This is a genomic window from Streptomyces sp. V4I23, from assembly GCF_030817975.1.
Classification (GTDB): Bacteria; Actinomycetota; Actinomycetes; order Streptomycetales; family Streptomycetaceae; genus Streptomyces.
The window spans coordinates 4,895,106-4,919,006 of the sequence record NZ_JAUSZW010000004.1 but is presented as its reverse complement, the minus strand read 5'-3'; the positions used below and the strand labels follow the sequence as shown (position 1 = coordinate 4,919,006).

Genomic DNA, 23,901 nt, shown 5'->3' with positions numbered 1-23,901 from the left:
GGCGTCGAGTCTAGGACAAGCGAAGGGCGCCGTACGGCGGTTGACCGTACGGCGCCCGGGGCGCTTGTCACACCTTGAGGTACTTGCGCAATGCGATGAAAGCCGCAACAGCGGGCATCAGCAGACCGATCACAAGGATCAGGGGCAGCACGGCCAGAACCGAGTCCCAGCCGATGAAGTTCACCAACTGCATCTTGTCCGCCAGCGCAAGGCCGTTGTCGATGAGGAAGTACCGTCCGACGAGCAGCATCACGCAGGCGACGGCTCCGCCGAGCGCGCCGGCGACGGCGGCCTCCATGATGAACGGCGTCTGGATGTAGAAGCTGGAAGCACCCACCAGGCGCATGATGCCGGTTTCACGCCGTCGGCTGAACGCCGAAACGCGCACGGTGTTGACGATCAGCATCATCGCGATGACGAGCATCAGTCCCATGACGCACAGGGCGGCGATGCGCATGCCGTTCATCAAGTCGAAGAGGTTCTGCAGGATGTTGCGCTGGTCCTGGACGGACTGCACACCGTCCCGGCCGGCGAACGCGGTCGCGACCACCTGGTACTTCTCGGGGTCGTGGAGCTTGACCCGGAACGACTCCTGCATCTGGTCCGGCGTGATGGTGGACGCGATGGGGGTGTCGCCGTACTGCTCCTTGTAATGCTTGTACGCCTGCTCGGCCGTCTCGTGGTCGACGGTGTCGACGACGTCCATCTTCTTCAGATCGGACTCGATCTGTTCCTTCTGCGCACTGGTGACGGCGCCCTTGGCGCACTGGGCCGACGTGGCTGCGTCGTTCTTGTTGCACAGGAAGATGGAGACGTTGACCTTGTCGTACCAGAAGTCCTTCATCGTGTTGACCTGCTCACGCATGAGCAGCGCGCCACCGAAGAGAGCGAGCGACAGGGCGACGGAGACGATGACGGCGAACGTCATCGTGAGATTGCGACGGAGACCGACACCGATCTCCGACATGACGAACTGGGCGCGCATGGCGTGCTTTCAGCCTTTCAGTCTGTCCGGGCTCAGTGCTGGTAGCCGTAGACGCCGCGTGCCTGGTCGCGTACGAGACGGCCCTGCTCGAGCTCGATGACGCGCTTGCGCATCTGGTCGACGATGTTCTGGTCGTGCGTCGCCATCACCACGGTCGTACCGGTGCGGTTGATGCGGTCCAGCAGCTTCATGATGCCGACCGACGTCTGCGGGTCGAGGTTTCCGGTCGGCTCGTCCGCGATCAGCAGCATCGGGCGGTTGACGAAGGCGCGGGCGATCGCCACGCGCTGCTGCTCACCGCCGGAGAGCTCACCGGGCATCCGGTCCTCCTTCCCGCCGAGTCCGACGAGGTCGAGGACCTGCGGCACGGCCTTGCGGATCTCGCCGCGCGGCTTTCCGATGACCTCCTGGGCGAACGCCACGTTCTCGGCGACGGTCTTGTTGGGCAGGAGGCGGAAGTCCTGGAAGACGGTGCCCAGCTGGCGCCGCATGTGCGGCACCTTCCAGTTGGACAGGCGGGCCAGGTCCTTGCCGAGGACATGGACCATGCCCTGGCTGGCGCGCTCCTCGCGGAGGAGGAGCCGCAGGAACGTGGACTTGCCGGAACCGGACGACCCCACGAGGAAGACGAACTCGCCCTTCTCGATTTCGAGGGAGACGTCGCGCAGGGCAGGTCGGTTCTGCTTGGGGTAGCTCTTGGAGACGTTGTCGAATCGGATCACGGGTGCACCACGGTCGGCCGGGAGTAGGTGTGCGTGACCTTACGCGAACCGGGACGGGCCGTGCAGGCACCGCCCCGACTTGCCCTTTTTGTCCGGTCGCGGAACGGGTGTAATCCGGCGGGGCGCGCCGAAAAGCGCGCGAGCTGGCACAGTGGTAGGGGAACAGTGGCCATTCCCAGTGCGTTGTCGGGAGAGAAATGTGCTGACGGTCCGCGCCTGCGGCTCCGGCGCGCGGGAGGAGGAAAGCGCATGACCTACGACCGATTGGTGTGCGCCAACTGCGCGGCACCCGTTGCCGAGGGCCGCTGCCCGGTCTGCCGGGCCAATCGTGAGCGCCTCCAGCAGCAGGGCCCCCTCGGTGGCATGAGCCCCGTGACGCTGCTGGCGCTGCTGGCGGCCCTGATAGCGACACTGACGATGTTCGCGGCGTACAGGACCGCATAGCGCAGGACACACCGAAGGGCCCGGGTGCTCGGCACCCGGGCCCTTGTGTTGCGCTATGCGCTGGTTACGGTACGTATCGCTCAGACAGCAGCGCGTCCGCCACCGACGAGACGCGGCAGCATACGGAAGCCGATGCCACCGGCGATCATCGTCGCGGCGCCGATCAGCAGGAACGTGGTCTCGGCAGCGCCGGTCTCGGCGAGTTCGCCGCCGTTGCCGTTGCCGTTGCCGGTACCGGACAGCTCTTCCTTGCCCTGGCCCTGCTCGACGGGCTGCGAGCCGGCGTTGTCGGTGTCGGTGCCGTCACCGTCGATCACGCCGCCGTTGGGGTCGGTGTCGTTGCCACCGGTGCCGTTGCCACCGTTGTCACCGCCGCCGTTGCCGCCGCCACCGTTTCCGTTGCCGCCGTTGTCGCCGCCACCGTTTCCGTTGCCGCCGTTGTCGCCGCCACCGTTTCCGTTGCCGCCGTTGTCGCCGCCACCGTCCGTCGTACCACCGTCGGTCGTGCCACCGCCGATGAGGCCACCGATCACGCCACCGTCCGTGGTGCCGCCGTCGGTCGTCCCGCCGTCCGTGGTGCCACCGTCCGTGGCCCCGCCGTCCGTCGTACCACCGTCGGTCGTCCCGCCATCGGTCGTACCACCGTCCGTGGTCCCACCGTCCGTGGTCCCACCATCGGTGGTGCCACCGTCCGTGGTCCCTCCATCAGTGGTGCCACCGTCCGTGGTCCCACCGTCCGTGGTGCCGCCGTCCGTGGTGCCGCCGTCGGTCGAACCACCGTCGACACCACCCGGGTCGCCGTCGATGCCGATACCGGCGTCGATGCCGTTCTCGTCCGCGTTGGCGGAGACCTCAAGGGGGCCCACGTTGATGTCGAGGGCCTGTGCGGCGCCGGCGGCGGTCAGCGACGCACCCGCGGCGATCACCGCGCCGGCGGCTATACGCGCGACACGGATCCGCGTCTTCTTGGTCATCTGGCTGCTACCCCCAGTAGCTATCTCGTCATTGGAGCAGCGCCCGGGGCAGCCGGTTCGGGGGTCTTTGCTCTGTGCCCCCGTTCACACACGCCCCGGAGATACGCATGCCGCGCGCCAGCTTTCCCAGATTTCGCAACACCGTCAAGGTCGTTGCGGGCGCGATGTCCGAAATGCTGTCAGTTGACTGACGTGCGGGGATGCAACTGTGACACAAACGGGAACTGCCGCCCGGTGGGCGGCAGTTCTCTTGTCGACAAAGCGAGGATTTACTTCTCCTGCTGCTTGCGCCAGCGAATTCCGGCTTCCAGGAAGCCGTCGATCTCGCCGTCGAGCACCGACTGCGGGTTGCCCACCTCGAACTCCGTACGCAGGTCCTTGACCATCTGGTACGGGTGCAGGACGTACGAACGCATCTGGTTTCCCCAGGAGTTGCCGCCGTCGCCCTTGAGGGCGTCCATCTTGGCCTGCTCCTCCTGGCGGCGGCGCTCCAGCAGCTTCGCCTGGAGGACGTTCATCGCGCTCGCCTTGTTCTGGATCTGGGAGCGCTCGTTCTGGCAGGAGACCACGATGCCGGTCGGGATGTGCGTGATGCGCACCGCCGAGTCGGTGGTGTTGACGCCCTGGCCGCCGGGGCCGGACGCCCGGTACACGTCGATGCGCAGCTCCGACTCGTCGATCTCGACGTGGTCGGACTGCTCGACGACCGGCAGCACCTCGACGCCCGCGAAGGACGTCTGGCGGCGGCCCTGGTTGTCGAAGGGCGAGATGCGCACCAGACGGTGCGTGCCCTGCTCGACGGAGAGCGTGCCGTACGCGTACGGCGCCTTGACGACGAAGGTGGTCGACTTGATGCCGGCCTCTTCCGCGTAGGACGTCTCGTAGACCTCGGTGCCGTAGCCGTGCCGCTCGGCCCAGCGCAGGTACATGCGCTGCAGCTGCTCGGCGAAGTCGGCGGCGTCGACGCCGCCGGCCTCGGCGCGGATGTTGACCAGCGCCTCGCGCTCGTCGTACTCGCCGGACAGGAGGGTGCGGACCTCCATCTCGTCCAGCGCCTTGCGCACGGCCTGCAGCTCGATCTCGGCCTCGGCACGGGTGTCCGGGTCGTCCTCGGCCTCCGCGAGCTCGAAGAGCACCTCGAGGTCGTCGATACGGCCGCGGAGCGCCTCGGCCTTGCGCACCTCGGCCTGGAGGTGCGAAAGCTTGCTCGTGATCTTCTGCGCCGCCTCGGGGTCGTCCCACAGGGACGGTGCCGCCGCCTGCTCCTCGAGCACGGCGATGTCTGCCCTCATCCTGTCGAGGTCCAGAACGGCCTCGATCGACCCCATGGTCGAGGAAAGGGACTTCAGCTCTTCGGAAACATCGACGACTGCCACGGGTCCAGCGTAACGGCTGAGCGGCGGAACCCGTGCTGCCCCTGCTTCCGGCCCCTGCGGACGGGGCCGGGGCCGGACGGTGCCTAGGGCCTCTCTTTCGGATCAGGCCGGATCAGTGAGCGGGGTCTGGTGCCGTGCATCGCAAGGCGGAGGATGGGGGCACCTCCCGGCCGGAGGCTGGGGGAGAGTCCACGCGGAGCGTCGGCGACTGACGGCAACGCTGGGGGCGCCTCCCGTGCCCGCAGGGCTACGGGGGAGAGGTGCGGTGCCAGGGCACGCGAGCCCGGCAAGATCCGAAAGAGAGGGCCTAGGGCTCCGAGGGGGCCGACTGCCGCGTCTCCTCCGGCGCGGGCTCGGTGTCGTCGCCGCCGGCGGCCAGCCAGCCGCCGACCCCCACGGCCGCGGCCACCACCACCGCGGCGACACCCACGGTTATGCGGCGCTTGCGCACCGAAGCCGCCCTGTTGCGGGCCGAGCCGGGGCGACGCTGGCCCGGGGCGCGGGGCGCGCGGGCGGTGCCGTGCGCCCCGCCGGCGAGCTCGTCCGGGGCGGGCACCCGCATCGAGGTGTGGGTGTCGCGGTTGGAGTCGGCCGGGGCCGATCCGGGGACGAGCGGGACCGCGCCCCGGCGGCGCACCTCGCCGCGGACGGCCGGGGCCACGTCCTCGTACGGCTCGGGCGCGGGCTCAGCGTCGGGCTCGTCGACATCCAGTGGGGGCATACCGGCGAGCGTCGGCAGCAGGTCGTGCAGCCGGTGCGCCAGCTCGGAGGCGCGCAGCCGGGAGGCGGGCGCCTTCGCCAGGCACTGGACGATCAGCTGCCACAGCTCGTCGGGGATGCCCGGCAGCGGGACGACGGTCTCGGTGACATGGCGCCGCAGGACGGCCCCGGGATGGCCGCCGCCAAAGGGAGTGAACCCCGCCAGAAGCTCGTACAGGACGGTGGCCAGCGCGTAGATGTCGACCGCCGCGCGGGGCGGCAGGCCCTCGACGATCTCGGGCGCGATGTAGTCCGGCGTGCCGATGATCCCCGACGGGTTCGGGGCGCCGCCGCCCGTGGCCCGCAGGGCCTTGGTGCGGCGCGGGGTGTCGATCAGCTTGGCGACGCCGAAGTCGGTCAGCAGCGCCGGGTGAGACCCGGCCGGACCGAGCGGGCCCTCCATGTCGAGCAGGATGTTCTCCGGCTTGACGTCCCGGTGCACGACCCCGGCCGCGTGGGCGGCGGCGAGGCCGTCGGCGACGTCCGCGATGATCGCGACCGCAGCCTCGGGCGCGAGCCGGCGCTCGCGGTCGAGCCGGGTGCGCAGATCGGTGCCGCGTACGAGGTCCATGACCAGCGCGAGGTCGTTGCCGTCGACGACGAGGTCTCGGACGCCGACCACCCGGGGGTGGTCGAGCCCGAGGAGGGCCGTGCGCTCCTGGACGAAGCGGCCGACCAGTTCCTGGTCGCAGGCCAGGTCCTCGCGAAGAAGCTTGATGGCCACGGGCCCTTCGGGGCCCTCGCCGAGCCACACCGTGCCCGCGCTTCCCCGCCCCAGGATCTGATGGGCCGTGTACCGGCTGCCGATATTCCGTGCCAAGACTGCTCCCTCAGCGGCTGGCGTTGCCCCATAACGTACGCGGGCGCGGGGACCTGTGTGCCCCGGATGACGCCAACCTCCACTTCTGCGGAACAAATCAGCCCGCAGAAGTCGACAAAACGACAGGGTTACCGCTGTTACTGCTGGTTCTGGATCTGATCGGCGGTGTCCTTCGCCTCACCGAGCTGCGAGATCCAGTCGGTGACGTTGGTGATGCCGTCGCCGATCGCGTCCCAGTAGCTCTTGCCCTCGGCGATCCAGCCCTGGAGCGGTGTGAGCTCCCAGATCAGCCAGCCGCCGATGAAGAACAGCACGATCATCACCAGGCAGCCCTTGAGGCAGCCGAGGCCGGGGATGCGGACCGGGTTGGCGCTGCGCCGGCGCGGCTCGCGCGGCGGTCGCGGCTGCTGGGGCGGCGCCTGCGGGGGCGCGTACGGCTGGGGCTGGTGGCGCTGGGGCTGCGGCGGGTACGGCTGCGGCTGGGGGCGCTGCGGGGGCCGCTGCTGATACTGCGGCGGCTGGGCCGGCGGCGCCTGGCGCTGAGGGCGGCGGCGCAGCGGGTCCTGGCTCGGGTCCAGGTACTGCACCTGCGTCTGTTCGTTGCGGTCGCGGGCTGCGCGCAGCTGCGACTGCCAGGGGTGCGGGTCCTCGGGTCGCTGCGCGTCGCCCGGCGGGACGGGGGGCATCACGGAGGTCGGGTCGGCGCCGCCGCCCGGCCGTCCGGTCTGCGGCATGACGCTCGTCGCGGCCGACGGGTCGTACGCCGGACCGCCGCCCGTGTTCGGCAGGACCTGCGTCGGGTCCGCGGCACCGGGCGTCTCGGGGACGGGCGCCGGGGCGGGGTCGGGCGCGAGCAGCGCGGCGACGCCGAGTGCGGCGTCGACCTGGGCCGCGTTGGAGTGCACACCGATGCCGGCCGCGACCGTGCGCAGGCCGCGGGCGAGGTTCTCGGCGCTGGGCCGCTCGCCGGGCTCCTTGCGCAGGCAGCGCTCTATGACCGTCCACAGCGGCTCGGGGACGGTGGTGGGGCGGCGGGGCTCCTCGCTGAGGTGCCGGTGCAGCACTTCGAGCGCCGTCCCGCCCGCGAACGGGGGCCGGCCGGTGACCAGCTCGTACAGCAGGATGCCCGCGCCGTAGATGTCGACGGCGGAGGTCTGCGGGCGGCCCTCGGCGGACTCGGGCGCGACGTACGCGGGGGTGCCGACGAACTCGTGCGTGCGGGTCAGGCCCGGGGAGTCGGCGAGGCGCGCGATGCCGAAGTCCGTCAGCATCGGGTGCATCTGGCCGTCGGCGTCCGTCTTCAGCAGGACGTTCGCCGGCTTGAGGTCGCGGTGGACGATGCCGTCGGCGTGGCTGGCGGCGAGCGCGTCGGCGATCTGCGCCGTCAGCAGGGAGGCGGCGACCGGCGACAGCGGGCCGTTGTCGCGCAGGTAGTGGTGGAGGTCCGGGCCGTCGACGAGGTCCATGACGAGGGCGAGGAGATCGCCCTCGACGACCAGGTCGCGGGTGCGCACGATGTTCGGGTGGGTGAGCCGCAGGAGGACGGAGCGCTCCCGAAGGAAGCGCATCACCACGTCCGCGTCGTTCGCGAGCTCCTCCTTGAGGACCTTGATCGCGACGGTCTCACCGGGCTGTCCCGCGACGGCGGCCTCGGCGCCCGCGGTCTCCCTCTGACGGGCTCGCCAGACGGTGCCCGTGGCGCCGCGCCCGAGCGGCTCCTCGAGCAGGTACTTGCTGCCTACCGGCCGCACGTCATGCGCTCCCTGCTGGTCGGTCCTCTGGAACCCGGGCTGCCGATGATGCTGTGATCCTGCGGGCCGCCGGGTGTCCGACCCACTGTAATGGTGCCGAACGGATCAACGGCGGTGCGCGCCCCGGTGCCTGTTCGAAGAACAGACGCGGGCATCGTACGGATGGTTGCCCTACGGGAGTGCAGCGAACGTCACGATCCGGGGGCGGGGCTTTCCGGTTCCTGTGCCAACCAGGCACTTTTGCGCCCAGAGCCGACCAATCAAGATCACTTACGGATGGGCCCCGGGCGTGTTGTCGGCAGCAGGTGCGAGGATGCCTCTCAGCACATGGCCGTGGGAGGGAGCTCATGGCTCGTGCCGACCTGCCGGGCGGGGGGCGATCAGGGCGGCTCCCCTGCCGGGTACCCCGCGCAGAAGGGATTGCTGACGGCGATGCAGATCCGGCTGACTGTGCTCGCGCCGCGCGGGGGGTCGTCCGCGACCGCGGGGCGCCCTTGCGACGTGCTGGTCACCGCGCCCGCGGGCACCGCGCTGGCCGCGGTGGCCTCCGGCCTCGCCGCCGCCGTCTCCGGCCCGGACACCTCGGGCACGGTCGTGCTCTACGCGGGACAGGAGCGTCTCGACCTCCAGCGGCGCACGCTCGGCGAGCCGCCGCTGGTGGACGGAGCCGTCCTCGCCCTCCAGTCCCCCGTCGACGAGGACGCGCACGACGCGGTGGACGCGGCGGCGCAGCTCCATGTCGTGGCCGGGCCGGACGCGGGCGGGGTCCATCTGCTGCACGGCGGACGGATAAACGTCGGCCGCTCGGCCGACGCCGATGTGCCGCTGGACGATCCGGACGTCTCCCGGCTGCACTGCGCGGTGACGGTCGCGGACGACGGCCGGGTGACGGTCGCGGACCTGGGCTCGACGAACGGCACGACGGTCGACGGCGCGTCCGTCGACACCCGCCCGGTCCGCCTCCCGGCGGGCGCGCTGCTGCGCCTGGGCGAGTCGACGCTGCGCCTGGCGACCGCGCCGCCGCCGGAGCCACTGCGGACGACCCCGGACGGCGAGGGCCACCTGCGGGTCTCGCGCCCTTCCGGCGCGCCGGAAGGACCGGACGCCCCGGCCGGCGCGGGCCCGGCGGCCACGGGTCAGGCACCGCGCCGGCCGACGAGCTCGTCCGAGCAGGCCGCCGCCGGGCGCGCGGGCGGCGCGGGGCCCGGAGGAGCGGGCGGGAGCGGGCCCGCGGACCAAAGGCCCGCCGGACGCGGCGACGCCCGGCGCGAACCGCCGGACGCCCACGGCACCGGCGGCGGCCGGGAGGGTTGGCCGGGACCGGCGGGTTCCGAGGGGGCAGGACGCGCAGACGCGCAGAGCACGGAGGCCCGGCGGCCGGCGGGCACGTACGGTCAGGCCGGCACCGGCCACCGGGGTACGGGCCGCGCGGGTGCGCCCGCCACCGGCGGCGGGCGGGACGGGTGGCCCCGACCGGCGGGGCCGGGCGGGCCCGGCCCGGAGAGCGCAGGGGCACAGGACAGCGGCGCGCGCCGGCCCGGGTGGGCGCGGCCCGCCGAGGCGTACGGGCACGGCGGCGTCGAGGGCGTGGAGCGCACCGACCCGCCTCCGGCCGATTCGACCGACACGCACGGGCACGGCAACGCGTGGCGCGAGCCGGCGAGCACCGGAGGCGCGGGCGTCGCCCACGGCCAGGGCGGTCACCCGAGCAGCCGGCCCGAGCCGGCCGACGCGTACGGGCGCGGCCGTGACGGTGCCGGGCAGTACCGCGATGGCGGCGACGGGACGGACGCTGTGGCCCGCGGGGGGCAGCTCCACCGGGCCGACCGGTCGGGGTCGTCGCAGACATATCGGGCCGACGCCGCGAGCCTCCGCGTGCCCGCTCAGTACGCCCCCGTCGGCGGCGACACCCACGGGCGGGCGCTCGACGTGTCCGGCGGGGAGCCCGTCCGCAGTCGGGCCCCCGAGGGGCCGACCGCCCGGCGCCGCGGCATAGGCGCCTGGGCGCGGCGGCTCGCCGGCGGCCGCGACGCGCGCGTGCCGGAGCCGCACGAGGCGGCCGGCCCGGACGTCACCACGGGCCCGCCCGCCGTCGAGGCGTGGCCCGACCCCGCCGCCGTGCTGCTGACCGCGCTCGGTCCCGGCCCCCGGCTGTGGGAGCGCGGTCCCGAGCACCCCGAATCCCTCGTCATCCGGCTCGGCACGACCGACCGCGCCGAGCTGCCCTCCGTACCGGTGACCGTCGCGCTGCGCGAGGCGGGCTCCCTCGGGCTGGCCGGTCCGCGGGCGCGCCTGGCCGGACTCGCCCGCTCCGCCGTGGCGCAGCTCGCCGCGCTGCACTCCCCCTCCGATCTGGAGTTCGTGCTGATCAGCACGGACCGCTCCCGGACCCTGGAGGAGCGGCGCAGCGAATGGGCATGGCTGGGCTGGCTGCCGCATCTGCGTCCCGCGCACGGCCAGGACTGCCGTCTCCTGCTCGCCTACGACCGCGATCAGGCCACCGCCCGCACCGCCGAGCTGACGCGCAGGCTGGACGAGGGGCCGCTCGGCCAGGGCTGGCCGAGCGCCGACCGCCGGGCCGTGGCGGACGCGGCCGACCGGCACACCGGCCCGCGTACGGTCGTGATCGTCGACGGCGACCCCGGTTCCGCAGCGCTGCGCGAGACCACCGCGCGGCTCGCGGGCGCGGGCCCGGCCGCCGGGATCCACCTGATCTGTCTGGCCGAGACCCCGGCCGCCTCCCCTCTCTCTCCCGTGGCGGCGACGTACGAGTCCGCGTGCGCGGCGTTGCTCGCCTTCCGGGAGTGCGGCGCCGTCGCGATGCTCAGCGGTGACGTGGCGACCGCGCTGCGGCTGATGCGGGTGGCCGGTGGGCGGCCCGCGGGCCACGGCACGGTCGGCGCGGTGGACGCGGTGTCACCGGCGTGGGCGGAGCGTTTCGGGCGCGCGCTCGCGCCCCTGCGCGCCGAGGGTGCTCCGATGCACCCGGGCCGGGTCGCGGCGCTGCCGCAGTCGGCCCGGCTCCTGGACGAGCTGGGGCTCGCCCGGGCCACGCCCGCCTCGCTGATGGCGCGCTGGGCATCGGCGGGCGACGGCACGGTGGTCCTCGGCTCGGGGCCGCGCGGCCCGCTCGCCGTGGACCTCACCGAAGAGGGCCCGCACCTGCTGATCGAGGGCCCCGCGGGCAGCGGCCGCACCGAGTTGCTGCGCGCGGCCGCCGCTTCCCTGGCCGCCGCCGGCCGCCCCGACCGGCTCGGTCTGCTCCTGGTCGACGGCGCGGGCGGCGAGCGCGGTGAGGGCCTGGCAGCGTGCACGGAGCTGCCGCACGTCACCGAGCACCTGGTGGCGAGCGACCCGGTGCGGATGCGGGTGTTCGCGCAGGCGCTGGGCGCCGAGCTCAAGCGCCGCGCGGAGCTCCTGGACGGTGTCGGCTTCGCCGAGTGGCAGGCGCGGCGCGAGGTCGCCGGCCGCATGGTCGGCCGGCGCGGCCCCAGCCCCGCCGAGCAGCGCGGCGATCTGGACTCGCCCGCGTCCGGGACCCTGCGGCTGCGCCCCGGCGGGCGTACGCAGAGCCAGGAGCCGGACCCCCTGCCGCGCCTCGTGGTGCTGGTCGACGACTTCGACGCGCTGGTGGCCCCGGCGCTCGGCAGCCCGGGCCGGCCGGCGGCCGGTTCGGTCGTCCGGGCCCTGGATGCGGTCGCCCGGGACGGCGGGCGGCTCGGAGTGCATCTCGTGGCGACGTCCTCGCGTCCGGACCGGACTGCCGACACGCACCTGGCGGAGGGGGCCCGGCTGCGCGTGGTGCTGCAGGCGCCGCCCGCCTCGCCGGGTCCGGACGACCCGGCGCCCGGCCGGGGCAGGCTGGGGCATCCGGACGGCCGGGTGACCCCGTTCCAGAGCGGCCGCGTCACGGGCCGCATACCGAGGACGGCGACCCTGCGTCCCACGGTCGTCCCGCTGGAGTGGGAGCGGATGGGCGACCCGCCGACCCGCCGTCCCGTCCGCGAGCTGGGCAATGGTCCGACGGATCTGGCGCTGCTCGCCAGCGCTCTGCAACGGGCCGCGCAGTCGGTCAACGCCGGTCCGGTCCCGCCCCTCATCCCGGCGCATCCCTGATCCGCTCGTGGGCTCGGCGGGCCGTGGGGCCATCCGCCTGACATCGCGTCACAAGGCCATCACGAAAGGCCGCTTGTCGCCGGAGGCGGTATTGCGACACCCGCAGCTCGGGCGTAGACCTGCTGTCACGGGACAGCAGCGCACAGGAGAGACGGGGCAGCAATGCGCACAACTCTTCGTACGAGCAGGGCCGCGGTGGCGTTCGCCGCCATCGGCGCGCTCGCCCTCACCGGATGCGGCGGCGACAGCGACGCCGGCCGGCCCAAGGGCGACGAGACCACGAAGCCGGCGACGACCGTCCAACTGCCCAAGCTGGACGGCGAGAACATCCAGGTCGCGGCCGTCTGGAGCGGACCGGAGCAGGAGAACTTCACCAAGGTCCTGGACGAGTTCGAGAAGCGCACGGGCGCGAAGGTCACCTTCGTTCCCGCCCAGGACCCGATCGTCAACTTCCTCGGTACGAAGATCGCGGGCGGCAGTCCGCCGGACGTGGCGATGCTGCCGCAGGTCGGCGCGATCCAGCAGGCCGTCCAGCGCAAGTGGGCCAAGCCCGTCGGGCCCGAGGCGAAGGCCCAGCTCGCGAAGAACTACTCGAAGGGCTGGCAGGACCTCGGAGCCGTGGACGGCACCCAGTACGGCGTCTACTACAAGGCCGCCAACAAGTCCCTGATCTGGTACAACAACGCGGTCTTCGAGAACGCGGGCGCCGGCGAGCCGAAGACGTGGAAGGACTTCCTCTCGACGGCGGAGACGATCTCCGCGTCCGGCGTCACGCCGGTCTCGATCGCGGGCGCGGACGGCTGGACCCTCACCGACTGGTTCGAGAACGTCTACCTCTCCCAGGCCGGACCGGAGAAGTACGACCAGCTCGCCAAGCACGAGATCAAGTGGACCGACCCGTCCGTGAAGGACGCGCTCACCACGCTCGCGCAGCTGTGGGGCAAGCCGTCCCTGATCGCGGGCGGCGCGGACGGCGCGCTCCAGACCGAGTTCCCCGCCTCCGTCACGCAGACGTTCAGCGGCGGTGACCAGCCCAAGGCCGCGATGGTCTTCGAGGGCGACTTCGTCACCGTCAACATCGCGCAGACGGACGCGGAGATCGGCGGCGACGCGAAGGTGTTCCCGTTCCCCGCGGTCGGCGCGGAGGCGCCCGTGGTGACCGGCGGCGACGCGGCGGTGGCGCTCAAGGACAGCAAGGGAGCACAGGCGCTGCTGACGTTCCTCGCCTCGCCCGACGCGGCGGCGATCTCGGCGGCGGCGGGCGGCTTCATCTCGCCGAACAAGTCCCTCGACGTGGCCGCGTACCCGAACGACGTGCAGCGCGACATCGCCAAGGCGCTGATCGCCGCGGGCGACGACTTCCGCTTCGACATGTCGGACCAGATGCCGCAGTCGTTCGGCGGCACGCCCGGCAAGGGCGAGTGGAAGGCGCTCCAGGACTTCCTGAAGAACCCGAAGGACATCGCGGGCACCCAGCAGCGGCTGGAGTCCGACGCGGCCAAGGCGTACCAGGACTGAAGCCGTGACGGCCGCGACAGCGGGGGGGCCGGCCCGTCCGGCGCCCCCCGCCGGTACTCGCAAGAGCGTGACAGGCACACGTAAAGTCGTGGCGGCGGGCTTCCTGCTGCCCGCGCTCGTGCTGCTGGGCGCGCTCGTGGTCTACCCGATCGGGTACTCGATCTACCGGTCGTTCTTCGACCAGTCCGGCAGCGGTTTCGCCGGGTTGGGGAACTACCGGGAGATCTTCACCGACGACACCATCCTGACCGCCGTCAAGAACAACGCGATCTGGGTGGTCGTGGCTCCGACCGTGTCCACCGCGCTCGGCCTGATCTTCGCCGTGCTCACGGAGCGGATCCGCTGGGGCACGGCGTTCAAGCTGATCGTCTTCATGCCGATGGCGATCTCGATGCTCGCCGCGGGCATCATCTTCCGGCTGGTGTACGAGCAGGACCCCGAGCGCGGGGTCGCCAACGCGGTCTGGGTGGGCGTGCACGACACGTTCAACGAGTCCGCGGGCTTCCCCAAGGCGCATCCGCTGCCCGCGCATCCGCTGAAGGCGGGCGGCGGCGGTTCGTTCGTCACCAAGGAGCCGGTCTCGGCCGGGACGCCCGTCCAGTTGCCGCTGGTCGGGGTGGCGCCCGCGAAGATGCCGTCGGACGCGGAGCCCGCGAAGGCGCCGGAGGCCGGCGGTGACGGGATCAACGGCACGGCGTGGCTGGACTTCACCCGGGGCGGCGGCGGAAAGCCGAACGTCGTCGACGCCAGGGAACTCGGGCTCAAAGGCATCAAGGTGGAGGCGGTCAAGGACGGCAAGGTCGTCGCGGAGGCGCGGGCCGGTGCGGACGGGCGGTTCACCCTGCCCTCCTCGGCGGAGGGCGCGCTGCTGCGGCTGCCCGCGGAGAACTTCCGCGAGCCGTACAACGGCGTGAACTGGCTCGGCCCGGGCCTCGTCACCCCGGCGATCATCGGCAGCTATGTGTGGATGTGGGCCGGCTTCGCGATGGTCCTGATCGCGGCGGGGCTGGCGAGCGTGCCGCGCGAACTGCTGGAGGCGGCCCGCGTGGACGGCGCGAACGAGTGGCAGGTCTTCCGCAGGGTGACGGTGCCGCTGCTGGCGCCCGTGCTCGCGGTGGTGCTGGTGACGCTGATGATCAACGTGCTGAAGATCTTCGACCTGGTGTTCATCATCGCGCCGGGCTCCTCGCAGGACGACGCGAACGTGCTCGCGCTCCAGCTGTACCGCTCGTCGTTCGGCACGGACGCGAACCTCGGGCTCGGCAGCGCGATCGCGGTCCTGCTGCTCCTGCTGGTGCTGCCGGTGATGTTCTTCAACATCCGGCGGATGCGGAAGGAGGCCGGGCGATGAGCACGCGCCACACCGCACCCGGCCCCTGCCGGGGGTCCGGGGGTCGCCCCCCGGGCAAGCACAGCAACATCCGGCGGATGCGGAAGGAGGCCGGGCGATGAACACGCGCCACACCGCACCCGGCCCCTGCCGGGGGACCGGGGGTCGCCCCCCGGGCAAGCACAGCAACATCCGGCGGATGCGGAAGGAGGCCGGGCGATGAGCACCATGAGCAGCACCGGCACGGCCGGCACGAGCGCTGCGCCCGTCAAGGCGAAGCAGTCCCTCGCCACCCGCATCGCCGCCCGCACCGGTGGCGGCGTGATGCGTGTCTTCCTCGTCCTCGCCGCCCTGTTCTGGCTGATGCCGACCGTCGGTCTGCTGCTCTCCTCCCTCCGCAGCCCCGGTGACATCGCCGCGAGCGGCTGGTGGGAGGTGCTGACCGCACCCGCCCAGCTCACCACCGAGAACTACTCCCGCCTCCTGGAGAACGAGGCCATCACCGGCTCCCTCGTCTCCACCGTCCTGATCACCGTCCCGGCCACCGTGCTCGTCGTGGCGATCGGAGCGCTCGCCGGATACGCCTTCGCGTGGATGGAGTTCCCGGGCCGCGACTGGTGGTTCATGGTCGTCGTGGGGCTCCTCGTCGTCCCCGTACAGGTCGCGCTCGTTCCGGTGTCCGAACTCTTCGGTCTCATCGGCATCTTCGAGACGACGATCGGCGTGATCCTCTTCCACGTCGCCTTCGGCCTGCCCTTCGCGATCTTCCTGCTGCGCAACTTCTTCGCGGAGATCCCCCGGGAGCTGCTGGAGGCGGCCCGGCTCGACGGAGCGGGCGAGATCCGCCTGTTCACCCGGGTCGTGATGCCGCTGGGCGGACCGGCGATCGCCTCGCTCGGCATCTTCCAGTTCCTGTGGGTGTGGAACGACATGCTGGTCGCGCTGATCTTCGCGGACTCCGAGTCCGCGCCGATCACGGTCGCGCTCCAGCGCCAGGTACGGCAGTTCGGCAACAACATCGACGTGCTCGCGCCCGGCGCGTTCGTGTCGATGATCATCCCGTTGGTCGTGTTCTTCGCCTTCCAGCGGCAGTTCGTCTCGGGCGTCATGGCGGGCGCCGTCAAGTGACCCTCGTGCACAGGAGGCGGCCCGGTTCCCCGTAACCGGGCCGCCTTCACGCGTTCGTCCCCCGGATGCCACGTGCGGCGTAACCAAGTCACCCCATTGGCCGTTTTCGGGCCATCTGCCCGCGCCGACCCTTGGATGTGCCGTGCCCCGGTTCAGCGTCATCGTGCCCGCGTTCAAGGTCCAGGCCTACCTGCACGAATGCCTTGACTCGGTGCTGAGTCAGAGCTTCGACGACCTCGAACTGATCGCCGTCGACGACTGCTCGCCGGACTCCTGCGGTGCGATCATCGACGAGGCCGCGGCGCGCGACCCGCGCGTGCGGGCCGTGCACCTGCCGGAGAACGCGGGCCTGGGCGGTGCGCGCAACGCCGGACTCGCCCGCGCGTGCGGCGAGTACGTGATCTTCCTGGACAGTGACGACACCCTCGTACCCGGCGCGCTCCAGGCGATCGCCGACCGGCTCAAGCACACGGACGAGCCCGACGTCCTGGTCTACGACTACGCCCGCACCTACTGGACCGGTGAGATCACACGGAACAAGTTCGCCGCGCTGCTGAGCGAGCAGGAGCCGGCGACGTTCCGTCTGGAGGACCGGCCCGGGCTGCTGAAACTGCTGATGGTGGCCTGGAACAAGGCGTACCGGCGGGAGTTCGTCGAGCGCGAGCGGCTGGCCTTCCCGCCGGGCTACTACGAGGACACCCCGTTCACGTATCCGGCGCTGCTGGCGGCGTCCACCGTCGCCACTCTGGACCGGGTGTGCGTGCACTACCGCCAGCGCCGGGAGGGCGGCAACATCCTCGCCACCACGAGCCGCAGGCACTTCGACATCTTCGACCAGTACGACCGCGTCTTCGCGTTCCTCGACGCGCGGCCGGAGCTCGCGCACTGGCGGGGCGTCCTGTTCTGCCGCATGGTCGACCACTTCTCGACACTCGCCACCACCCGCGGCCGGCTGCCCCGCGGCAGCCGCCCCGAGTTCTTCCGCCGCGCCCGCGCGCACTGCGCCCGCCACCGCGCGCCGGGGGCGCGTCCCTCGCTGCGCGGGCGGCTTCGGCACGTGCTGATGCGGCACGGCTGCCACCGCGTCTACCGCCTGCTGTGGACGACGGACCTGCTGCGCGCGCGGGCCCGCCGCGTCGCGGGCGCCGGCCGCCGGGTGCTGCACGCCGCCGCGGTGCGGGTGCACTACCGCATCCAGCTGAGGCTGCCCGTCCGCAAGGACCTGGCCGTGTTCTCCGCGTACTGGAACCGCGGCTACGCGTGCAATCCGGCCGCGATCGAGGAGAAGGTCCGCGACCTCGCACCGCACATCCGCACCGCCTGGATCGCGGACCCCGCCCACCAGCACACGATTCCGGCGGCGACACGGCGTCTGCGGCCTGGTTCGTTCGCCCACTGGTCGGCGCTCGCCCGCGCCAAGTACCTGGTCAACAACGTGAACTTCGACCGCCGGATGGTCAAGCGCCCCGGTCAGATCATGCTCCAGACCCACCACGGCACCCCGCTGAAGACGATGGGCATCGATCTTCGCGAACGCCCGGCCGCGGCGCGTGACATGGACTTCGAGCAGCTGCTCGCGAACGCCGACAAGTGGGACTACTCCCTGTCCGCCAACCGGCATTCGACGCTCGTGTGGGAGCGCGCGTACCCCGCGGCCCGCACCGTCCTCGAGTACGGCTACCCCCGCAACGACGTCTTCCACCGGGCCACGCCCGCCGACGTGGTCCGGCTGCGCGCCGCGCTCGGCGTCCCGGAGGGCTGCACCGCGATCCTGTACGCGCCCACCCATCGCGACTACCGCCGCACCCAGCGGCCGCCCCTGGACCCGGCGCGGCTCGCGAACGCGCTCGGCGACCGCTTCGTGGTGCTCGCCCGCGCCCACTACCTCGCCGACGGCAACGCGTTCGGAGCGGCTCACCGGGTCGTGGACGTCTCCGGACATCCGAGCGTCGAATCCCTGGCGCTCGCCTCGGACGCCCTCGTCACCGACTACTCGTCCCTGATGTTCGACTACGCGGGCCTGGACCGCCCGATCGTGCTGCACACCTCCGACTGGGACGCCTACCAGGCGGCCCGCGGCACCTACTTCGACGTGCGCACGTGCCCGCCGGGCGCGGTGGCCCGCACCGAGGAGGAGCTGATCGACATCTTCACCACGGGCCACTGGCGCGGCTCGCGCTCGGCCCAGCTGCGGGCCGCGTTCCGGGAGCGGTTCTGCCCGTACGACGACGGCCACGCGGCGGAGCGTGTCGTACGGCGGGTCTTCCTGAACGAGACCGGGGGCCTGCCCGCCTTCGTCCCGCCGGCCGAACGGATCCCGGTCCCGCCGGCCGGGGCCGTCCCGCAGCTGCCCTGCCCACGGCCCGCCACCGGCGCCCCGCTCTCCGCCCGCCCCCTGTGACCTGTACGAGAAAGAGCCTTCATGCCCCGCCTGAGCATCGTCGTCCCTGTCCGTCGAGTGCGCGGAAGCCTGCGCGAGTGCCTCGAATCGGTACTGACGCAGTCGTTCGCCGATGTCGAGATCATCGGGGTCGCCGACGGATCACCGGACGGCTCGGGGCAGTTGCTCGACGAGATCGCCGCCCGTGACCCCCGCGTGCGCGCCGTGCACCTCGCCGAACCGGCGGGCTCGGACGGCCGCCGCACGGCGGGCGCCGAGCGCGCGACGGGCGACTACCTGCTGTTCCTGGAGGGCTCCCACGTCCTGCTGCCCGGCGCGCTCCAGCTGATCGCGGACCGGCTGGAGACGGCGAAGGACCCGGACGTGCTGCTGTTCGGGCATGTCCGCAGGCCGTTCCGGGGACTGCCGCTGCCGAGCCGTTCGCTGCAGCTGCTGACGGAGATGGGCGACACCGACCTGTGCACGCTCGCCGGCCGCCCGGAACTGCTCGGGGTCGCGGCCGTCTGCTGGAACCGCGCGGTCCGCCGCGACTTCCACCAGAGCGGCCAGGTGCCCTTCGCCCCCGGCCCGTACGGGGACCGGATGTACGCGCTCGGCACGCTCGCGACGGCGGAGACCGTCGCCGCGCTGCCCGTCCCCTGCGTCGAGCACCGCCGGCGGCGGTACGTCCCCGGGCTCGACGACCCCGCGGAGAGGGTCGCCCCGCACGACGTGGTCGAGCAGTTCTGCGACTTGTTCGACGCCCTGCGCGGCACGCCGCGTTTCGCAGGGGTGCACGCCCCGCTGTTCCAGCTGGCCTCGCAGCACCTGCTGGAGACGTACGCGGAGGTCTCACGCCGCCGGCGCGCGTACGTGCGGGCCGTGGCCGCCTTCCACCGGGAGTACCGGCCCCGCGGGTACCGGCCGCCCGGCGGCCTCGCCTCGCTGCGGCTGCGGCTCCTCGCCGGCGGCCGGACGGCCGCGCTGCGCGGGTTCGACGCGGCGCTCATCGTGCGGCGCGGGATGCGGGCCGCGGCGGCCGGGGGCCGGTCCCGGCTGGCACGCAGGGTGCTCCCCGTGCTGTACCGGCTCCACCGGCTGCGCCCGCTGGACCCCCGGCTCGCCGTGTACAGCGCGTACTGGAACCGCGGCATGAGCTGCAACCCGGCGGCCATCTACCACAAGGCCGCCGAGCTCGCCCCTGACGTCCACGGGGTGTGGGTGGTGTCGAAGAAGGCGGCCGCCTCCCTCCCGCCCGGCGTGGACCACGTCGTGCCGGGCTCGCGCCGCTACTGGGCGGTCATGGCCCGCGCCACGTACTTCATCAGCAACGTCAACTTCCCCAACCAGGTGGTGAAGCGTCGCGGTCAGATCCATGTGATGACCCATCACGGGACTCCGCTGAAGGTGATGGGCGTGGGCCAGTACCAGTACCCGGCGGCCGCGCAGGGTCTCAACTTCCCCGATCTGCTGCACCGCGTCGACCGCTGGGACGTCAGTCTGTCGTCCAACCCGCACTCCACCGAGGCATGGACGAGCGCCTACCCGAGCGCCGTGCGCCACCTGGAGACCGGCTACCCCCGCAACGACGTCCTCGTGAACGCCACGCCCGAGCAGGTCGCCGCCGTTCGCGCCTCGCTGGGCATCCGCCCCGAACAGCGCGCCGTCCTGTACGCGCCGACCTTCCGCGACCACGAGCGCGGCTACACCTGCCGGCTCGACCTCGCCCGGATCGCGCGGGAGCTGGGCGAGGACACGGTGCTCATGATCCGGGCCCACTACTTCCACGACGGCAGCGGACTCGGCGCACACCCGGGCATCATGGACGTCTCCGGCCATCCGAGCACCGAGGAGCTGTGCCTGGCCGCGGACGCGCTGGTCACGGACTACTCCTCCGTGATGTTCGACTACGCCAACCTGGACCGGCCCATCGTGGTGCACGCCCCCGACTGGGAGATCTACCGCGCGGTGCGGGGCGTCTGCTTCGACCTGCTGTCGGGGGCCCCGGGAGACACCCCCGGAGCGGTCACCCGCAGCACCGACGAGCTGATCCGCGTCTTCACGGACGGCACCTGGAACAGCGCGGCGAACGCCGGGCTGCGCGCGGCCTTCCGGGCCCGCTTCTGCGCGTTCGACGACGGCCGGGCGGCCGAGCGCGTGGTGCGCCACGTGCTGCTGGGGGAACGGGAGCTGCTTCCGGTGACGCCGCCCGAGGAGCGGGGCGCGGTGGCGCTCCCGCGGCAGGCGGCGGCCGAGCAGAGCGAGGCACCGGCCGGGACGGCGGTCTGAGCCGACGGGCGGCTCGGTCCTCTCGCCCGAGCCGCCCGTCGTCACTGCTGGCCGGCCATCACCGTCACCAGTCCCGCCACCACCATCAGCGAGCCGCCCCAGGTCCACGGCGACGTCCGCTCGTGCAGCACGGTGGAGCTCGCGAGGACGATCAGCAGGTACCCCAGGGCGTTGAAGGGGTACGCGATGTTCAGCGGCACGCGGGCCAGCGTCGACATCCACGCCACCGCGGAGACGGCGAAGACGACCAGTCCGATGACGACCCACGGGGTCGTGGCGGCCCGCATCACCAGCGAGCCGCCGCCGTGCTGGGCGGCCGCGGCGGCGGACCGCATGCCGTGCTTGAGCATGATCTGGCCGCCCGCCGACGAGAACACCGCGAAGAGCAGCAGCAACAGGCTGGACAGCGTCAAGATCTTCCTCCTGCGCGGGGGCCGGGGCTTCGGCTCAGGTCGTGGCGCCCACGCGGTCGGCCCGCTCGGCGGGGACGTACTGGCGGTTGAGAATGTCTTGGACATCGACGTGCTCCCCGGCGATGATCGTCTGCGCCGCATGCGGGGTGAGCACTGCGACGTACTGGTAGCCGAAGAGTGTCGGCCGCACACGGGTCAGCAGCCGGGACGCCCCGCCCAGGACCTTCGCCACGGGTCCACCGCCGAGCACGGACCAGAACGGCGCCCCGGTGGCGGTGAGCCGCAGTTCGTCGTAGCCGGCGGCCCGCACCGTGCGGCGCAGGCTGGCGCGGGTGAAGAAGCGCAGATGCGTCTCGTCGAGGATGCCGCGCCGGTCGTACCCGAACGCCCCGAGGACGACGCGCAGCCGTGCGTACCAGTGGCTGAAGTTCGGTACGGAGAGCAGCAGACGGCCGCCCGGGCGCAGGACGTCCCGCAGGCCGGACAGGACGCGTTCGGGCCGGGAGAGATGCTCGATGACGTCCGCGGCGATCACGTAGTCGTAGTCGGCGGCGATGTCCGGCGGCAGGCCCTCCTCCAGGTCGGCGAGGACGAAGTCGGTGCAGCGCTCGCGTACGCCCGGAATCTCGACGAAGTCCAGGCCGGTGACGGTGTGGCCGAGGGCCTCCAGGCGCTCGGCGAACAGGCCGCCGGAGCAGCCGACGTCGAGGACGCGGCCGGGCGGCATCGTGCGCATGAGCCGCAGGATCGCCGAGTGCGAGGAGCCGTCGCCCTCCTTGAAGGCGTACTCGACGGGCTTGGGGATCCACGGGCAGGTGCCGAAGCCCTTGAGCGCGAGCCGGTATTCGAGCACGTCCTTGACCACGTCCTTGGCGTAGCGCATGCCGTTGACGTAGCAGATCTCGTCGCCGTAGTAGGTGGGGATGGGGATCTCGCGGATCCGCATGCCCGCGTCGATCAGCTGGACGACGATCTGGGTGTCGAAGTCGAAGGCGTCGGTGTTGCGGTCGATGGGCAGCCGGCGCAGTGCGGCGACGCTGTAGGCGCGGTACCCGGAGTGGAACTCGCTGAGCCGGGAACCGAGCAGCCCGTTCTCGAAGCGGGTGAGGACGCGGTTGCCGAGCCACTTGTAGAACGGCATACCGCCCTTGAGCGCGCTGCCCGGGTTCATCATCCGCGAGCCGAACACCGCCTCGCACTCGCCGCGTTCGATGGGGGCGACCATGTCGGGCAGCAGCTCGGGGGCGTACTGGCCGTCGCCGTGCAGCAGGACGACGATGTCGAGTCCGCGCTCGGCGGCCAGGGCGTAGCCCGCCTTCTGGTTGCCGCCGTAGCCGAGGTTCTTGGTGTGCCGCATGACGACGGTCGGCGGCATGCCCTGCAGCTGCGACCAGCGGCAGCCCGCCGTGAACGTCTCGTCGCTGCTCGCGTCGTCGAGGATGAGGATCTCGGCGATGCGGGACCGGAAGTCCTTCGGGATGCGGTCGAGCGTCTTCTCCAGCGTGGCCTCGGCGTTGTACGCCACCACGAGGATGCCGATCCGCGGTCCCGGGCCGGCCGGCCGGCCGCCGTGGGGGGCGGTCCGCGAGCTCTCCAGCGTGCTCTCCATCACCAGCGCTTCTCTACTCTTTCGTCGGTTCGCTTCAGTTGACAGGGGATGCGGGGGCGGACGGGCTCTTCTCCCTGGGCGCCACCACGGGCAGCGTCCGGTGCGGGAGCGCCGGGGGCGGCTCGGCGAGCACGCGGCGCAGGCCGGTCACGATCCCGGCGGCGAGCAGCAGCCAGCCGAGGGCGGCGAGGTTCAGCGCCCAGTCGTTCCAGCGGACGGCGCTGGGTCCCGAGTACACGCACACCGTGACGACACCGACGACCACGCCGAACGCGGCGCCCTCCCAGAGGCCGAACAGGCACAGGCCGACCACCGGCCAGGCGAGGTACTGGACGGCCGAACCGGTGCTGAGCAGAAGCAGCAGGGTGAGCGACAGGGCGACCGCGTAGGCGGGCGCGGTGGGCCGCACCCACGCGAGCCAGACACCGGCCGCCATGCACACGAGCACGAACAGGAGGCTGAAGTCGCTGTGGAGGGCGACGATGAACGCGTCGGAGGCGCCCGCCCAGTCGGCGAACCGTACGAAGCCCCAGAGCCTCGCCCGCCCGCCCTCGTATTCGAGGACCTTCTGGCGCAGCGGCTCCGGCACGGTCACGAGCACCGGCCCCCACAGCACCGGCATGACGGCGGCGAGGCCGGCGGCGAAGCGTACGAGGACGGGGCGCCCGGCGCGGAAGGCCGCCACGAGCAGGGCGGGGATCGCGACGACCGGGATGAGCTTGATGCTCACCGCGACGGCGGCGCAGATCCCCGCGGCGAGCGGTGCCCTGCGGTCGGCGAGGAGGTGGGCGGCGAGAACGGCGAACATGACGGCGACCGAATCGGTGTTGCCGTGATATCCGGACGTGGCGAAGAGAACGGGGCTGAGGGCGCAGCCGAGGGCGCACGCCATGGCCGTTCCGGTGGACCTCCGGCGGCGGAGGATCTCGAATACGAGAACGGCGGAGACGAAATCGGCGAGGCAGGCGGGCGTACGGATCAGAACCGCGAAGGGAATTCCCAGCCGGTCCAGCTCGTCGAGCCCGAGGAGCATCCAGCTCGCGAGCGGCGGATGGTTGTAGACGGGCAGGCGCGGCATCGGGTGTTCGTAGATGCGCACGGGGCCGACCTGGGCGATCGCCCGGGCGAACGCGTCGAAGAACCGGACGTCGGCGGGGCCGCGTGTCTGTGCGGCAAGAACCATTTTCGCGACGAAGGCGAGTGCCGACACGGTGAGGACGACGGATCGCGCCCGGCGCACGTCGGGCGTTCCCGTTCTCGTTTTCGTTCGCTTTCGCAGGTCCATGG

General features: G+C 72.2%; 16 protein-coding genes. 7 read left to right on the top strand and 9 right to left on the bottom strand.

From position 1 onward, the window contains the following. Nucleotides 1–67: 67 nt before the first annotated feature. Nucleotides 68–985, bottom strand: a complete 918-nt coding sequence (gene ftsX, locus QFZ82_RS24630) for a permease-like cell division protein FtsX (protein WP_307715227.1) — start codon at nt 983–985, stop codon at nt 68–70. 32 nt (nt 986–1,017) lie between these two features. Further along, complete coding sequence (ftsE, locus tag QFZ82_RS24625) at nt 1,018–1,707, bottom strand: cell division ATP-binding protein FtsE (protein ID WP_177152610.1); 690 nt, start codon at nt 1,705–1,707, stop codon at nt 1,018–1,020. 249 nt (nt 1,708–1,956) lie between these two features. Between ftsE and QFZ82_RS24620 the strand changes: the two genes are divergently transcribed. Continuing rightward, nucleotides 1,957–2,151 (top strand): hypothetical protein, encoded by a 195-nt coding sequence (locus QFZ82_RS24620; RefSeq protein WP_307715226.1) that lies wholly within the window; start codon nt 1,957–1,959, stop codon nt 2,149–2,151. An 80-nt stretch (nt 2,152–2,231) separates the two neighbouring features. Here QFZ82_RS24620 and QFZ82_RS24615 read toward each other — a convergent pair whose 3' ends face one another. The 4 genes from QFZ82_RS24615 to QFZ82_RS24600 all read right to left on the bottom strand — a co-directional run bounded on the left by QFZ82_RS24615 (nt 2,232) and on the right by QFZ82_RS24600 (nt 7,831). Continuing rightward, nucleotides 2,232–3,125 (bottom strand): hypothetical protein, encoded by an 894-nt coding sequence (locus QFZ82_RS24615; RefSeq protein WP_307715225.1) that lies wholly within the window; start codon nt 3,123–3,125, stop codon nt 2,232–2,234. A gap of 269 nt (nt 3,126–3,394) precedes the next feature. Beyond that, the gene (gene prfB, locus QFZ82_RS24610; protein WP_307715224.1) at nt 3,395–4,501 is read right to left on the bottom strand and encodes a peptide chain release factor 2; all 1,107 of its coding nucleotides are present in this window, start codon (nt 4,499–4,501) and stop codon (nt 3,395–3,397) included. A gap of 307 nt (nt 4,502–4,808) precedes the next feature. Further along, a complete protein-coding gene (locus QFZ82_RS24605) occupies nt 4,809–6,080 on the bottom strand; it encodes a serine/threonine-protein kinase (protein ID WP_307715223.1) in 1,272 nt (423 codons plus the stop codon). A gap of 137 nt (nt 6,081–6,217) precedes the next feature. After that, nucleotides 6,218–7,831, bottom strand: coding sequence for a serine/threonine-protein kinase (locus QFZ82_RS24600; protein ID WP_307715222.1), 1,614 nt, complete (start codon nt 7,829–7,831; stop codon nt 6,218–6,220). Between the two features lie 432 nt (nt 7,832–8,263). Between QFZ82_RS24600 and QFZ82_RS24595 the strand changes: the two genes are divergently transcribed. The 6 genes from QFZ82_RS24595 (at nt 8,264) to QFZ82_RS24570 (ending at nt 20,592) form a co-directional block, all read left to right on the top strand. Continuing rightward, nucleotides 8,264–11,947, top strand: coding sequence for an FHA domain-containing protein (locus tag QFZ82_RS24595; protein WP_307715221.1), 3,684 nt, complete (start codon nt 8,264–8,266; stop codon nt 11,945–11,947). A 162-nt stretch (nt 11,948–12,109) separates the two neighbouring features. Continuing rightward, on the top strand, nt 12,110–13,465 hold the full coding sequence (locus tag QFZ82_RS24590; RefSeq protein ID WP_307715220.1) for an ABC transporter substrate-binding protein: 1,356 nt from the start codon (nt 12,110–12,112) through the stop codon (nt 13,463–13,465). A gap of 4 nt (nt 13,466–13,469) precedes the next feature. Further along, the gene (locus QFZ82_RS24585) at nt 13,470–14,816 is read left to right on the top strand and encodes a carbohydrate ABC transporter permease (RefSeq protein ID WP_307715219.1); all 1,347 of its coding nucleotides are present in this window, start codon (nt 13,470–13,472) and stop codon (nt 14,814–14,816) included. Nucleotides 14,817–15,014: 198 nt separating this feature from the next. Continuing rightward, a complete protein-coding gene (locus tag QFZ82_RS24580) occupies nt 15,015–15,923 on the top strand; it encodes a carbohydrate ABC transporter permease (RefSeq protein ID WP_373429315.1) in 909 nt (302 codons plus the stop codon). Between the two features lie 142 nt (nt 15,924–16,065). Continuing rightward, the gene (locus QFZ82_RS24575; RefSeq protein WP_307715218.1) at nt 16,066–18,324 is read left to right on the top strand and encodes a bifunctional glycosyltransferase family 2 protein/CDP-glycerol:glycerophosphate glycerophosphotransferase; all 2,259 of its coding nucleotides are present in this window, start codon (nt 16,066–16,068) and stop codon (nt 18,322–18,324) included. Nucleotides 18,325–18,345: 21 nt separating this feature from the next. Next, nucleotides 18,346–20,592: a bifunctional glycosyltransferase family 2 protein/CDP-glycerol:glycerophosphate glycerophosphotransferase gene (locus QFZ82_RS24570; protein WP_307715217.1), complete on the top strand. Its 2,247-nt coding sequence runs from the start codon at nt 18,346–18,348 to the stop codon at nt 20,590–20,592. A gap of 41 nt (nt 20,593–20,633) precedes the next feature. Here the strand turns inward: QFZ82_RS24570 and QFZ82_RS24565 are convergent, their stop codons facing one another. Genes QFZ82_RS24565 through QFZ82_RS24555 form a run of 3 tightly spaced genes read right to left on the bottom strand, consistent with a single transcriptional unit; the run spans nt 20,634 to nt 23,854 of the window. Beyond that, nucleotides 20,634–21,005, bottom strand: coding sequence for a hypothetical protein (locus QFZ82_RS24565; RefSeq protein WP_307715216.1), 372 nt, complete (start codon nt 21,003–21,005; stop codon nt 20,634–20,636). A gap of 34 nt (nt 21,006–21,039) precedes the next feature. Continuing rightward, a complete protein-coding gene (locus QFZ82_RS24560; protein WP_307717829.1) occupies nt 21,040–22,614 on the bottom strand; it encodes a bifunctional glycosyltransferase/class I SAM-dependent methyltransferase in 1,575 nt (524 codons plus the stop codon). A 34-nt stretch (nt 22,615–22,648) separates the two neighbouring features. Then, the gene (locus QFZ82_RS24555) at nt 22,649–23,854 is read right to left on the bottom strand and encodes a hypothetical protein (RefSeq protein ID WP_307715215.1); all 1,206 of its coding nucleotides are present in this window, start codon (nt 23,852–23,854) and stop codon (nt 22,649–22,651) included. Between the last annotated feature and the right edge of the window lie 47 nt (nt 23,855–23,901).

What these genes read in the sequence shown, in the direction of transcription:
- ftsX (WP_307715227.1), bottom strand. Translation starts at nt 985, where the DNA reads ATGCGCGCCCAGTTCGTCATGTCGGAGATCGGTGTCGGTCTCCGTCGC.
- QFZ82_RS24620 (WP_307715226.1), top strand. Translation starts at nt 1,957, where the DNA reads ATGACCTACGACCGATTGGTGTGCGCCAACTGCGCGGCACCCGTTGCC.
- QFZ82_RS24615 (WP_307715225.1), bottom strand. Translation starts at nt 3,125, where the DNA reads ATGACCAAGAAGACGCGGATCCGTGTCGCGCGTATAGCCGCCGGCGCG.
- QFZ82_RS24595 (WP_307715221.1), top strand. Translation starts at nt 8,264, where the DNA reads ATGCAGATCCGGCTGACTGTGCTCGCGCCGCGCGGGGGGTCGTCCGCG.
- QFZ82_RS24590 (WP_307715220.1), top strand. Translation starts at nt 12,110, where the DNA reads ATGCGCACAACTCTTCGTACGAGCAGGGCCGCGGTGGCGTTCGCCGCC.
- QFZ82_RS24580 (WP_373429315.1), top strand. Translation starts at nt 15,015, where the DNA reads ATGAGCACCATGAGCAGCACCGGCACGGCCGGCACGAGCGCTGCGCCC.
- QFZ82_RS24570 (WP_307715217.1), top strand. Translation starts at nt 18,346, where the DNA reads ATGCCCCGCCTGAGCATCGTCGTCCCTGTCCGTCGAGTGCGCGGAAGC.
- QFZ82_RS24560 (WP_307717829.1), bottom strand. Translation starts at nt 22,614, where the DNA reads ATGGAGAGCACGCTGGAGAGCTCGCGGACCGCCCCCCACGGCGGCCGG.